The following is a 12,473-nucleotide window of genomic DNA, read 5'->3' as shown; positions in this document are numbered from 1 at the left end:
TCTCATGCTATTCTCTGTGCCCTTCTTTACCTGCCCGCCCGGCCAGGTTCGTTTGACTATTCACAGGAGTTGACCGCATGTCATCCAACGCCACCCCGGCTCGTATCGCCATCGTCATGGGTTCTAAAAGTGACTGGGCTACCATGCAGTTCGCCGAGGAAATTCTTAACAGCCTGGATGTTCCGTTCCACGTTGAAGTGGTCTCTGCTCACCGTACGCCAGACAAACTGTTCAGCTTTGCCGAAACCGCCGCAGATAACGGTTTCCATGTGATTATTGCCGGAGCGGGCGGTGCTGCGCATCTGCCGGGCATGATTGCTGCCAAAACACTGGTGCCGGTGCTGGGCGTGCCGGTACAAAGCGCCGCGCTGAGCGGTGTGGATAGCCTCTACTCCATCGTGCAGATGCCGCGCGGCATTCCTGTCGGCACATTGGCGATCGGTAAAGCCGGTGCGGCTAACGCTGCGCTGCTGGCGGCACAGATTCTGGCGGTGCATGACAAAGACCTGGCGGCGCGTCTCGCCACCTGGCGTCAAACCCAGACTGACGAAGTGCTGAACAACCCAGATCCGCGGGTGGATGCATGAAACCGGTTTGCGTACTCGGCAACGGTCAGTTAGGCCGTATGCTGCGCCAGGCGGGTGAACCGCTGGGCATCGCGGTGTATCCGGTAGGTCTGGATGCTGAACCTTCTGCCCTGCCGATAGCCGAAAGCGTGATCACCGCAGAGATCGAGCGCTGGCCGGAAACTGCGTTAACGCGCGAGCTGGCGTTGCATCCGGCATTTGTGAACCGCGATATCTTCCCGCGTCTGGCCGATCGCCTGACGCAGAAACAGCTGCTCGATCAGCTGAACCTGGCGACGGCGCCCTGGCAGTTTCTGGCGGATAAAAGCGAGTGGCCGCAGGTATTCAGCTCGCTGGGCGAACTGGCGATTGTGAAACGTCGCACCGGCGGTTATGACGGTCGTGGTCAGTGGCGTCTGCGCGCCAATGAAACCGATTCGCTGCCGGATGAGTGCTACGGCGAGTGCATCGTTGAGCAAGGCATCAACTTCAGCGGTGAAGTGTCGCTGGTCGGTGCGCGCGGTCAGGATGGCACCACGGTGTTCTATCCACTGACGCATAACCTGCATCAGGACGGCATTCTGCGCACCAGCGTGGCGTTTCCGCAGGCCGATGCTGCGCAACAGCAGCAGGCGGAAGCGATGCTTAGCGCGATCATGCATGAGCTGAAGTACGTGGGTGTGATGGCGATGGAGTGTTTCATCACGCCAGAAGGCCTGCTGATCAACGAACTGGCGCCGCGCGTGCACAACAGCGGTCACTGGACGCAGAACGGCGCGTCGATCAGCCAGTTTGAGCTGCATCTGCGTGCGGTGCTGGGTTTGGCGCTGCCGAAGCCGGTGGTGTTTGCGCCGTCGGTGATGGTGAATCTGATTGGCACCGACGTGAATGTCGACTGGCTGCAACAGCCGCTGGTGCATCTGCACTGGTATGACAAAGAAGTGCGTCCGGGCCGTAAGGTTGGGCACTTAAATCTCACCGATAGCGATCAGGCACGCCTCGCGGCGGCGCTGAACGCGCTGGTGCCGCTGCTACCGAAAGAGTACGCCAGCGGAATTGCCTGGGCGGTTGAGAAGCTGTAAATGAAAAAGGCCGCGCAAGCGGCCTTTGATTTTTGTGCACTAGATTAAGCCGCTTCAAACCGCCTGAACAGCGCCTTCCCTTTCAGCAGTCGCACGCCCAGCCAGCCACCGCACACTGACAACAGCAGCGCGCCACTAATCGGTAATGCCATCCACAGCGTCCAGTCCGGCTCCCAGGGGAAATCGAAGATCTTGCGCTGTAATCCCCACAGCGCCGCTTCTGCACCCAGTGCCGCTGCAATACCCGACACCACGCCGAGCAAGGCAAACTCGCACCACAGCGTGCCGCGCAACAGGCGTTTACTCGCGCCCAGCGTGCGATACACCACCAGCTCTTGCCTGCGCTGTCGCATACCGACCTGAATCTGCGCCAGCAGCAGCAGCACACCGCACACCGTCACCAATACCACCATGATCTCCAGCGCCTGACTGACCTGCGCCAGCACCAGACCGATCTGCTTCAGCATGCTGCCGACGTCCAGCAAGCTCAGCGTCGGGAAGGCGCGATTGAGCTGCGCCAGCAGCGCCGGATTGCTGTCCATGCGGAAGCTGGTGAGCCAGGTTTGCGGCTGTTGGTCCAGTGCACCCGGCGGGAAGATAAAGAAGAAGTTCGGCCGCAGGCTTTCCCAATCCACTTTGCGCAGGCTGGTGACTTTGGCGCTGAACTGTTGGGTATCACCGCTGAAGGTCAGCGTATCGCCAAGCTTCAGCCCAAGGCGATCCGCCAGCTCCACTTCCATCGACACTTCACCCGCTTTCGGTGGCCAGCTTCCGGCCAACAGCGGATTGTGATCCGGACGCTCTGCTTGCCACGTCAGATTCAGCTCGCGGTTCAGCGCGTTATCCATCTTCGGATCGGCTTCTTTGCCGTTCAGCTCCGTCAGACGCGCACGCACAATCGGATAGTAGGATTCAGGTTTAACATGATGCTGATTGAGGAAGTCGCGCACCTGCGGCACCTGTTCCTGCGTCATGTTAAGCAGGAAGTAGTTCGGCGCATCCGGCGGTAACTGCTGCTGCCAGCGATCCAGCAGATCGCCGCGCATCACCAACAGTAACGCCAGCAGCATAAAGGAGAGCGAAAATGCCGCCAGCTGACTCAGCGTCATCACCGGCTGTCGCAGCAGACGGTTGATTGCCAGACGCATCGCCAGATTGCGCACCACCAGCTTACGCAGCAGCAACAGCGTGCCCCAGCCGAGCAGTGACAGCAGCAGCGCCAGCATCACCACGCCCGCCAACAGCGCCCACAGCATTTTGCTGCCGCCCATCAATAAAGCCAGCAGGCCAACCACCACCAGCGCCATCGCAGGCAGATAAAACCGCAGCGGCCAGACGTTCGCCACCGCATCACGCCGGAGCACACGCAGCGGCTGCGTCGCCATCAGCAGCCGATAGGGGCGCAATCCCACCAGCAGCGAAATCACAAACATCGCGCCAATCGCCCACAGCCACGGCCAGAAGCTGGCGGCAGGCAAGGCGGCAGGCAGCACTGGTTTGAGCATCGCCAGCAGGATGACCTCAATCCCCTGCCCCAGCACGCTGCCCGCTATCGCCGCCAGCAGCAACACCGCCAGCCACTGGCCGATGATCAACCGTTGCAAGGCTTTGCGCGTCGCGCCCAGCGTTTTCAGCACTGCCACCAGATCGTAGCGGCTGCGGCAGTAATGGCTCATCGCCACCGCCACGGCGGCAATCGCCAGCATCAGCGTCAGCAGTGCCGATAACAGGAGAAATTGCTGGGCGCGTTGCATCGAGCGACCCAGCGCATCTTCGGAGTTCTCGACGCTGATCCAGCGCTCACCGGCTTTTAACTGCGGCTGGATCCAGCTGTCATAACGCGCCAGCGGAGCCGGATCGCCGGAGAACTTGTAGCGCCAGCTGAGTCGACTGCCGGGTTGGATGGCACCGGTTTTATCGACATCCGCGAGGTTCATCAGCAGGCGCGGCGCCGTCTGGAACGGATTAAAGCCGCCATCCGGCTCCTGAATCACTTCACCGGCAATGCGCAGCGTGGTGTCACCGACATCAACATTGTCGCCAACTTTCAGATTCAGCAGCGCAAGCAAGCGTGGCGCGGCCAGCACCGTGCCCGCCTGCGGTTTTAATCCCGGCGGATCGGTCTGCAAGGTGCCGAACATCGGATAGGCATCATCCACCGCTTTCACGTCCGCCAGCTGCGGCGTCTGATCGGCGAAGGTCATGGTCATAAAGCTGAGCTGACGACTGACAGAGAGCCCTTCATCGCGCGCTTTGTTCAGCCAGGCTTCCGGCGCGGGCGCGCTGCTGCGCAGGGTACGATCGCCCGCCATAAAATCACGGCTCTGCTGGCTCAGCCCTTTCTCCATGCGATCGCTGATCGAGCCCAGCGCCAGCACGCACGCCACCGCCAGCGTCAAAGCCAGCCAGACAATCAGCAGTGACGGCGAGCGCCATTCACGCCAGAACCAGCGCCAAATCATGTCTCCTCCCACAGCTTGCCGTCGCGCAGGCGCAGCCGACGATCGCAGCGCGCCGCCAGTTGCTCATCATGCGTCACCAGAATCAGCGTGGTGGCGAAATCGCGGTTGAGAGAGAAAAGTAAGTCGGCGATGCGATCGCCGGTTTTGCGGTCCAGGTTGCCGGTCGGTTCATCGGCGAACAGCAAACCGGGACGGCCGCTAAACGCGCGTGCCAGCGCCACACGCTGTTGTTCCCCGCCCGAAAGCTGCGCGGGCAGGTGATGCAGACGATCTTTCAGGCCAAGTTGCGTTAAGAGATCCACCGCCTGGGCGCGGCTATCGCGATCGCTGTCACCGCGCAGCAAGGCAGGCAGCTGCACGTTCTCCAGCGCATTGAGTGTTGGCACCAGCATAAAGGACTGGAACACAAAGCCGACTTCCCGCGCGCGCAACGCGGCACGTTGCTCTTCGTTCATATGATGCAGCGGCTGGCCGAGCAGATTGACCTCGCCGCTGCTGCCATCGTCCAGCCCGGCCAGAATGCCCAGTAATGTGGATTTGCCGGAACCCGATTCGCCAATCAGCGCAATGGTCTCAGCTGGTTTGACAACCAGCTCAACTCCGGTAAGGATGGTCAGCTGATGCTCTCCCTGACCGACGGACTTAGTAAGATGATGAACTGCAACAATGTTTTCCGCTGGCATTATCCCTTCCTGTTGTTATTGCTTCTGCTGGTGTCCCGCATCGCCGCCGCCGATACCTTGCTGGTACTGGGCGACAGCCTGAGCGCCGGGTATCGCATGTCCGCCACTGCGGCATGGCCCAGCCTGCTCAATAAAACCTGGCAACAGCAGCCCCAGATTATTAACGCCAGCATCAGCGGAGATACCGCCGGACAAGGGCTGGCGCGTTTGCCTGGCCTATTAAAACAGCATCAACCCCGTTGGGTGTTAATCGAATTGGGCGGTAACGATGGCCTGCGCGGCTTCCCGCCTGCCAATATCGCGCAGGATCTGAGTAAAGTGATCGACGAAGTCAAAGCGGCTAAAGCGCAGCCGCTGCTGATGCAAATTCGTTTACCCGCTAATTATGGACGTCGTTATACCGAAGCGTTTAGCGCGATTTATCCGCAGCTGGCACAGCAGTACAACATTCCTCTGGTGCCCTTCTTTATGGAGCAGGTCTATCTGAAGCCGGAATGGATGCAGCAGGACGGTATTCACCCCAATCCGGATGCGCAGCCATTTATCGCCAATCTGATGGCCAACGAACTGGCTCCGCTAGTAAAGCAGAATTAAAGCAGGCGTGTGATTTTTAACAGGTAAAGAAATGCAAAAAACAATTGTAATCACTGGCTGCTCCAGCGGCATCGGCTTAGCGGCCGCCAGCGATTTGCAGTCTCGCGGTTATCGCGTGATTGCGGCCTGCCGTCGCGCAGATGATGTGGCGCGCATGGAGGCGCTGGGCTTTATTGGCGTGCTGCTCGATCTTGATGATGAAGCCAGCGTGGATGCCGCAGCCGACCATATTCTGGAATTGTGCGAGCATCGCCTGCATGGCCTGTTCAACAACGGCGGCTTTGGTCAGTATGGTCCGTTGAGTAGCGTGTCACGCGCGCAGCTGGAAAAACAATTCTCCACCAACCTGTTTGGCACCCATCAACTGACGATGCGCCTGCTGCCTGCCCTGCAAGCCAGCGGCAATGGGCGTATTATCAATACCAGCTCGGTGCTGGGGTTGATCTCCACACCCGGACGCGGTGCCTATGCCGCCAGCAAATGGGCGCTGGAAGCCTGGAGCGATGCGCTGCGTATGGAAGTCCGCGCTTCTGGCGTGCGTGTGAGTTTGATCGAGCCCGGCCCGATTGCCACGCGCTTCACCGATAATGTGCATCAGGGCGAGCAGGATAAACCGGTGCGTAATCCGGGCATTGCCGCACGCTTTACGCTGCCGCCGGAAGCCATTTTACCCAAGCTGCGCCACGCGCTGGAAAGCAAACATCCGCGGCTGCGCTATCCGGTGACGCTGGTCGCATGGGTAATGAGCCTGCTGAAACGCCTGTTACCGGGCTGGATGCTGGATCGCATCTTGCGCAGCAACTGATCGACAAGCTAGATTTGAACTTGAAGCGGGGCAGCTTGCCCCCATATTCTCAACACACTTTCTGCAAAGAGACGTATTCATGTCACACGCTTTGATTATCGACATCAACGAATCCAATCTGCACCAGACGCTGGAACAATCCACGCAGATGCCGGTGCTGTTCTATTTCTGGTCCGATCGCAGCCAACACTGTCAGGAGCTGACGCCGGTGCTGGAGCGTCTGGCACAGGAGTATGCGGGTCAGTTCATTTTGGCCAAACTGGATTGTGATAAAGAGCAGATGGTGGCATCGCAGTTTGGTCTGCGCTCGATTCCAACCGTGTACCTGTTCCAGAACGGGCAGCCGGTGGATGGCTTCCAGGGCCCGCAGCCGGAAGAGGCGATCCGCGCGCTGCTGCAAAAAGTGCTGCCGCGTGAAGAAGAGATCAAAACCCATCAAGCGATGCAGCTGATGGAAGAAGGCAAACCGCTGGATGCGCTGCCGTTGCTGAAAGATGCCTGGGCGCTGAGCAACCAGAACAGTGAAATTGGTTTCCTGTTGGCAGAAGTGTTGATGACTTTGAACCGCAGCGATGAAGCCGAAGCCGTGCTGGCGGTGGTGCCATTGCAGGATCAGGACACCCGTTATCAAAGCCTGGTATCGCAAATCGATCTGCTGAAACAAGCTGCGGATACCCCTGAAATTCAGCAACTGCAGGAACAACTGGCAGCCGAGCCCGCGAATGCGGAACTGGCTGCTAAACTTGCATTACAGCTGCACCAGGTGGGCCGTAACGAAGAAGCGCTGGATCTGCTGTTCAGCTTCCTGAAGAGCGATCTCAGTGCCGGAGAAGGTCAGGTACGTAAGATGTTCCAGGAGATTTTGGCCGCGCTCGGCACGGGCGATGCTCTCGCCACACGCTATCGCCGCCAGCTGTACTCGCTGCTGTACTGATCGGTACCGCGCGTGCAACGGGCCGAACGACTCGGCCCGATAATCTGACAACCAGGAGGTTATATGTTGACTGTGATTCCCGTCATTATCGTGCTCGCACTCGTTACGGTATGGGCCGGTGTAAAAATTGTGCCACAAGGCTATCAGTGGACGGTGGAACGTTTTGGCCGTTACACCAAAACCCTGCCCCCCGGCCTGAGTTTAATTGTCCCGTTCATGGATCGTATTGGTCGCAAGATCAATATGATGGAACAAGTCCTCGATATCCCCTCGCAAGAAATCATCTCCAAAGATAACGCCAACGTCACCATTGATGCCGTGTGCTTTATTCAGGTGGTTGATCCTGCGCGCGCGGCCTATGAAGTCAGCAATCTTGAGCTGTCGATCCTCAATCTGACCATGACCAACATCCGTACGGTACTGGGTAGCATGGAATTGGATGAGATGCTGTCGCAGCGCGATAATATCAATACCCGCCTACTGCATATCGTCGATGAAGCCACCAATCCGTGGGGCGTGAAGATCACCCGTATCGAAATTCGTGACGTGCGTCCACCGCAGGAATTAATCGCGGCAATGAATGCGCAGATGAAAGCCGAACGTACCAAGCGTGCTGACATCCTTACCGCAGAAGGCGTGCGCCAGGCGGCGATACTGCGTGCTGAAGGTGACAAGCAGTCGCAGATTCTGAAAGCCGAAGGGGAACGTACCTCCGCCTTCCTGCAGGCCGAAGCGCGTGAACGTCAGGCGCAGGCCGAAGCAAACGCCACGCGTGCCGTATCGGAAGCGATTGCCGCAGGCGATATTCAGGCGGTGAACTACTTTGTGGCACAGAAATATACCGATGCGTTGCAGAAGATCGGTGAATCACATAACAGCAAAGTCGTGATGATGCCGCTGGATGCCAGCAGTTTGCTGGGTTCTATTGCCGGGATCGGCGAATTGCTGAAGGAGAGCCGTCAGGAGCGTAAACCGTGATCCTGATGGAACTGATTGCCCATCCGCACTGGTTCTGGCTGACGCTGGGCGGCCTGCTGCTGGCGGCTGAAATGCTCGGCACCAGCGGTTATCTGCTGTGGAGTGGATTAGCGGCGGTGCTGGTCGGTCTCATTGAATGGCTTTTCCCGTTCTCGTGGACGCATCAGGGCATTTTGTTCGCGGTGCTGACGTTGCTGTGTGTCTACTTCTGGTATCGCTGGATGCGCTACCGCGAGGTTGCTCAGCAGCACAACACCCTGAATCAACGTGGATCGCAGCTGATCGGGATGCACCTGACCCTTGATAACACCCTTAAGGATGGGTTAGGCCATGTGCGCATAGGCGACAGCAGTTGGCGAGTGCAGGCGACAGAAGATTTGCCCGCCGGAACGTCCGTGATCGTCACCGGTGTGATCGGTATCACGCTGCAGATTCAACCGCGTTTCCCTTCGCCCTGATGGCAGCAGCCCGCCAGATGATTGATGATCGGGCACTCGGCACTGTCATCGCCGGGGCAGGCTTCAGCAAGTTCCAGCAGTCGCGCGCGCATTGCATGCAATTCTTCGATGTGCGCAGCGATTTCATCCGCTTTCTGCAAGGTGCGCGCTTTGACATCCGCGCTGTGGCGTGCGGGATCGTTGAACAGCGTCACCAGCTCGCGGCATTCATCCAGCGTAAACCCGACCTGACGCGCCTGACGCAGCAGATTCAGCTCATCAATATGATGCGCGGCATAGCTGCGATAGCCATTGTCACTGCGTAACGGCGGCGTCACCACGCCCTTCTCTTCATAAAAACGGATCGCCTTGCTGGTTAGCCCGGTTTTTTTTGCCACATCGCTGATGTTCATCTTTTGTCTTCACCTCATGACCGCTTGACCTTCCCCTGAATGGAAGGTTTAGGCTCTATAACTAATGCAAAGTTTGCAGACAGTCAAACCTCTCGTTTAAGGAGTTTAAGATGTCACACACACAATTACTGGCGCTGGACGGTTTATCCTGTGGCCACTGCGTCAAACGGGTGAAAGAAGCGCTGGAGCAACGCGACGATGTAGAACAAGCGGAAGTTACCCAGCAGGAAGCGCGCGTTACCGGTGCGGCCAGCGTTAGCGATCTGATTGCGACCGTTGAACAGGCCGGCTATCACGCGGCGGTGAAAGACAGCCCAAAGCCTGAGCCGTTGACAGCAACAGAGCCGCCGCCGGAGGCGCTGACAACGGTGTCGCAACCGGCAGAAGAAAACCTTCCTGTTCACCATTTGCTGATCGGCGGCATGAGCTGCGCCAGCTGTGTGAGCCGCGTGGAACAGGCGTTGCAGAAAGTGCCTGGTGTCAGTCAGGCCCGCGTCAACCTCGGAGAGCGCAGTGCGCTGGTGTTAGGCGATGCGCAAGCCGAGGCGCTGATTGGCGCAGTGGATCAGGCGGGCTATTCCGCTGAAGTGATCGACGATGAACAGACGCGCCGTGAACGCCAGCAGGTCAGCGCACAGCAGGCGATGCGCCGCTTTAGCTGGCAGGCGGCATTGGCGCTGCTGCTCGGCGTGCCCATGATGATCTGGGGCATGCTCGGCGACAACATGATGTTGAGTGACGCCAACCAAACGTTATGGCGCTCGCTCGGCGTGATCACTTTGCTGGTAATGGTGATCGCCGGCGGCCATTTCTATCGCAGTGCGTGGCGCAGCCTACAGCACGGCACCGCCACCATGGATACGCTGGTGGCCTTAGGCACTGGCGCCGCCTGGCTCTATTCGATGAGCGTGGCGCTGTGGCCAGAATTTTTCCCGATGCAGGCGCGACATCTCTATTTTGAAGCCAGCGTGATGATCGTCGGTTTGATTAACCTCGGCCATGCGCTGGAGCAGCGGGCTCGCCAGCGGGCCTCCAAAGCCCTCGAACGGTTACTGGATCTCACCCCGGCGCAAGCCTGTGTCATCGGCGAACAGGGCGAAACGTTAATGCCGCTGAGCGAAGTGCAGCCCGGCATGCTGCTGAAACTGGTGACGGGCGATCGCGTGCCGGTGGACGGCGAAGTCGACAGCGGTGAAGCCTGGTTTGATGAAGCGATGTTGACCGGTGAAGCGGTGCCGCAGGCGAAACAGCCGGGCGATAAAGTCTATGCCGGGACACTGGTGCAGGATGGCACGCTGCGCTTCGTGGCACGCGCCACCGGCAGCCACACCACGCTGGCGCGGATCATCAATTTGGTACGCCAGGCACAAAGCAGCAAACCGGACATTGGCCGCCTGGCCGATCGCATCTCAGCGGTGTTTGTGCCGGTGGTGGTGGCAATTGCCCTGCTGGCGGGTCTGGTGTGGTATCTGGTCGGCCCGCAGCCGCAGTTGGCCTACACGCTGGTGATCGTCACCACGGTGCTGATTATCGCCTGCCCGTGCGCACTGGGACTGGCGACGCCAATGTCGGTGATTGCCGGCGTCGGTCGCGCGGCAGAACTGGGCGTGCTGGTGCGCGATGCTGATGCGCTGCAGCGTGCCAGCGAAGTCGATACCATCGTGTTGGATAAAACCGGCACGCTGACACGCGGCACCCCGCAGGTGAGCGATGTGCTGGTCTATGGCGACTGGAATCGCCAGCAGGTGCTGATTGCTGCGGCACAACTGGAACAAGGCTCGAATCATCCGCTGGCGAAAGCGATTCTGGCGGCAGCACCCGATCTCAGCGATGAGCCGACTAAGCAATTTCGTACAATACGCGGCAAAGGCGTGAGCGCTAAAGTGGCGGGCAGAACGCTGCTGCTCGGCAATCAGGCACTGCTGGATGAACAACAGATTGATTACCGCGCCGCACAACAAGATATCGACCGTTTCGCCGCGCAAGGCACTACGCCAGTGCTGCTGGCCGATCATCGTCAGTTGCTCGGCCTGATCGCCCTGCGTGACAGCCTGCGCCCGGAAAGCACGGAGGCGTTACAGCGCCTGCACCAGTTGGGCTATCGGTTAATCATGCTGACCGGCGATCACCAAAAAACCGCGCAGGTGATTGCTGCCGAAGCCGGTATTGATGAAGTGATCGCGGGCGTGCTGCCCGAAGGCAAAGCGCAGGCGATTGCGCAGTTGCAGCAGCAGGGGCGCAAAGTGGTGATGGTCGGCGATGGCATCAACGATGCACCCGCGCTGGCGCAGGCCGATGTGGGGATTGCCATGGGTGGCGGCAGCGATGTAGCCGTCGAAACCGCCGCCATGACGTTGATGCGTAACGATTTGCACTGCGTTGCCGATGCGCTGGCGATGGCAGGCGCAACACTGCGCAACATGCGTCAGAATTTGCTCGGTGCTTTTATTTATAACAGCCTGGGAATTCCGATTGCGGCGGGTGTGCTTTATCCGTTCACCGGCTTACTGCTCAGCCCGATTGTGGCAGGTGCAGCGATGGCGCTGTCATCAATTACCGTGGTGAGTAACGCGAATCGTTTGTTGCGCTTTAAGCCGGCAAAACGTTAATCGCCCTCTCTGCCCTGTTTTTCAGTGACTGAAATCGCTAGCATGGATTTTTGACTTCAAAAGGACAGGGCATGAGACGCAGTCTGTGGCACAGCTTCCAGCAGATGGCCGCCAGCCTCTTCCCGGCACGCTATACCTGGCCGGCAATGGATATCAAATTGGGCGATCGACGCCTGCATCTGGCGGGCAGTATTCATATGGGCACGCGCGATATGCAGCCTTTGCCCGCCGGTCTGTTGCGTCAGCTGAGCAAGGCCGACGCACTGATTGTCGAAGCGGATATTACCCAGGGTGCATCGCCCTTCAGCAATGATGATGCCTGTGCACCGCTGGCAATGCGTCTGGATGCCGAGGTGTTGCAGCGACTGGATGTGCTGTGCGATGAGCTTTCGCTTTCCATGGCAGTGTTCGACACGCTGCCGTTCTGGCAAATCGCCTTGATGCTGCAGGCACAACAGGCGCAGCGTCTGGGGTTACGGCCGCAATATGGCATTGATTACCAACTGCTGATGGCGGCGAAATCGGCTAATAAGCGCATTATTGAACTTGAAGGCCCGGAGACCCAGATCGCACTGCTGAAGTCGCTACCGCAAGAGGGTTTATCGCTGTTACTGGACACGCTGGAGCATTGGCACACCAACGCCCGCCTGCTGCAAACCATGATCAGCTGGTGGCTGGATGCACCGCCCACGCAGCAACCGGTGGCCCTGCCGACCACCTTTAGCAGCGATCTCAATGACACGCTGATGCGCAATCGTAATCAGCACTGGCGCGAGTTATTGCAGGCGCTGCCGAAAGGCCGCTATGTGGTGGCTGTCGGTGCACTCCATCTATATGGCGAGGATAACCTGCCAGGATTGTTGAAATCGTAACAAATGCCGTCACCGCAAGACCTTATGCATCCTCATGT

Annotated in this window: 12 protein-coding genes; 9 read left to right on the top strand and 3 right to left on the bottom strand. The window is 58.8% G+C overall.

Annotated elements, in window-relative coordinates; genetic code table 11:
• Positions 1–77 precede the first annotated feature (77 nt).
• The gene (purE, locus tag JK231_RS04205; protein ID WP_034828223.1) at positions 78–587 is read left to right on the top strand and encodes a 5-(carboxyamino)imidazole ribonucleotide mutase; all 510 of its coding nucleotides are present in this window, start codon (positions 78–80) and stop codon (positions 585–587) included.
• Positions 584–1,648, top strand: a complete 1,065-nt coding sequence (purK, locus tag JK231_RS04200; protein ID WP_211728062.1) for a 5-(carboxyamino)imidazole ribonucleotide synthase — start codon at positions 584–586, stop codon at positions 1,646–1,648. The genes purE and purK overlap by 4 nt, the downstream gene beginning before the upstream one ends.
• A 44-nt stretch (positions 1,649–1,692) precedes the next feature.
• On the opposite strand, the gene ybbP is transcribed toward purK, so the two are convergent.
• The gene (ybbP, locus tag JK231_RS04195; protein WP_211728061.1) at positions 1,693–4,110 is read right to left on the bottom strand and encodes a putative ABC transporter permease subunit YbbP; all 2,418 of its coding nucleotides are present in this window, start codon (positions 4,108–4,110) and stop codon (positions 1,693–1,695) included.
• Complete coding sequence (gene ybbA, locus JK231_RS04190; protein ID WP_160867904.1) at positions 4,107–4,793, bottom strand: putative ABC transporter ATP-binding protein YbbA; 687 nt, start codon at positions 4,791–4,793, stop codon at positions 4,107–4,109. The genes ybbP and ybbA overlap by 4 nt, the downstream gene beginning before the upstream one ends.
• Here ybbA and tesA point away from each other — a divergent pair.
• From tesA to JK231_RS04165, 5 genes are all read left to right on the top strand, one after another.
• Entirely contained in the window at positions 4,761–5,387 is a 627-nt protein-coding gene (gene tesA / locus JK231_RS04185; protein ID WP_224934094.1) for a multifunctional acyl-CoA thioesterase I/protease I/lysophospholipase L1, read from the top strand. The genes ybbA and tesA overlap by 33 nt on opposite strands.
• A gap of 31 nt (positions 5,388–5,418) precedes the next feature.
• Positions 5,419–6,192, top strand: a complete 774-nt coding sequence (locus JK231_RS04180; RefSeq protein ID WP_211728060.1) for an SDR family oxidoreductase — start codon at positions 5,419–5,421, stop codon at positions 6,190–6,192.
• 79 nt (positions 6,193–6,271) lie between these two features.
• Positions 6,272–7,126, top strand: a complete 855-nt coding sequence (locus tag JK231_RS04175; protein WP_211728059.1) for a co-chaperone YbbN — start codon at positions 6,272–6,274, stop codon at positions 7,124–7,126.
• A gap of 63 nt (positions 7,127–7,189) precedes the next feature.
• Positions 7,190–8,104 carry an SPFH domain-containing protein gene (locus tag JK231_RS04170; RefSeq protein WP_034828210.1) on the top strand — a complete coding sequence of 305 codons (915 nt, stop codon included), beginning with the start codon at positions 7,190–7,192 and terminating at the stop codon, positions 8,102–8,104.
• Complete coding sequence (locus tag JK231_RS04165) at positions 8,104–8,562, top strand: NfeD family protein (protein WP_211728197.1); 459 nt, start codon at positions 8,104–8,106, stop codon at positions 8,560–8,562. The genes JK231_RS04170 and JK231_RS04165 overlap by 1 nt, the downstream gene beginning before the upstream one ends.
• On the opposite strand, the gene cueR is transcribed toward JK231_RS04165, so the two are convergent.
• Positions 8,538–8,954 (bottom strand): Cu(I)-responsive transcriptional regulator, encoded by a 417-nt coding sequence (cueR, locus tag JK231_RS04160; protein WP_058960852.1) that lies wholly within the window; start codon positions 8,952–8,954, stop codon positions 8,538–8,540. The genes JK231_RS04165 and cueR overlap by 25 nt on opposite strands.
• 110 nt (positions 8,955–9,064) lie before the next feature.
• Here cueR and copA point away from each other — a divergent pair, with 110 nt between their 5' ends.
• Both copA and JK231_RS04150 read left to right on the top strand, forming a co-directional pair.
• A complete protein-coding gene (gene copA / locus JK231_RS04155) occupies positions 9,065–11,563 on the top strand; it encodes a copper-exporting P-type ATPase CopA (protein WP_211728058.1) in 2,499 nt (832 codons plus the stop codon).
• 71 nt (positions 11,564–11,634) lie between these two features.
• Positions 11,635–12,435 (top strand): TraB/GumN family protein, encoded by an 801-nt coding sequence (locus JK231_RS04150; RefSeq protein WP_166933757.1) that lies wholly within the window; start codon positions 11,635–11,637, stop codon positions 12,433–12,435.
• Positions 12,436–12,473: the final 38 nt, after the last annotated feature.

It is taken from the genome of Pantoea sp. JGM49 (assembly GCF_018257655.1).
In the GTDB taxonomy this organism is placed as follows: domain Bacteria; phylum Pseudomonadota; class Gammaproteobacteria; order Enterobacterales; family Enterobacteriaceae; genus Pantoea; species Pantoea communis.
Note: the sequence above shows the minus strand (reverse complement) of the source record. Positions and strands in the feature narration are given on the sequence as shown.

What these genes read in the sequence shown, in the direction of transcription:
- purE (WP_034828223.1), top strand. Translation starts at nt 78, where the DNA reads ATGTCATCCAACGCCACCCCGGCTCGTATCGCCATCGTCATGGGTTCT.
- purK (WP_211728062.1), top strand. Translation starts at nt 584, where the DNA reads ATGAAACCGGTTTGCGTACTCGGCAACGGTCAGTTAGGCCGTATGCTG.
- ybbP (WP_211728061.1), bottom strand. Translation starts at nt 4,110, where the DNA reads ATGATTTGGCGCTGGTTCTGGCGTGAATGGCGCTCGCCGTCACTGCTG.
- tesA (WP_224934094.1), top strand. Translation starts at nt 4,761, where the DNA reads ATGATGAACTGCAACAATGTTTTCCGCTGGCATTATCCCTTCCTGTTG.
- ybbA (WP_160867904.1), bottom strand. Translation starts at nt 4,793, where the DNA reads ATGCCAGCGGAAAACATTGTTGCAGTTCATCATCTTACTAAGTCCGTC.
- JK231_RS04180 (WP_211728060.1), top strand. Translation starts at nt 5,419, where the DNA reads ATGCAAAAAACAATTGTAATCACTGGCTGCTCCAGCGGCATCGGCTTA.
- JK231_RS04175 (WP_211728059.1), top strand. Translation starts at nt 6,272, where the DNA reads ATGTCACACGCTTTGATTATCGACATCAACGAATCCAATCTGCACCAG.
- JK231_RS04170 (WP_034828210.1), top strand. Translation starts at nt 7,190, where the DNA reads ATGTTGACTGTGATTCCCGTCATTATCGTGCTCGCACTCGTTACGGTA.
- cueR (WP_058960852.1), bottom strand. Translation starts at nt 8,954, where the DNA reads ATGAACATCAGCGATGTGGCAAAAAAAACCGGGCTAACCAGCAAGGCG.
- copA (WP_211728058.1), top strand. Translation starts at nt 9,065, where the DNA reads ATGTCACACACACAATTACTGGCGCTGGACGGTTTATCCTGTGGCCAC.
- JK231_RS04150 (WP_166933757.1), top strand. Translation starts at nt 11,635, where the DNA reads ATGAGACGCAGTCTGTGGCACAGCTTCCAGCAGATGGCCGCCAGCCTC.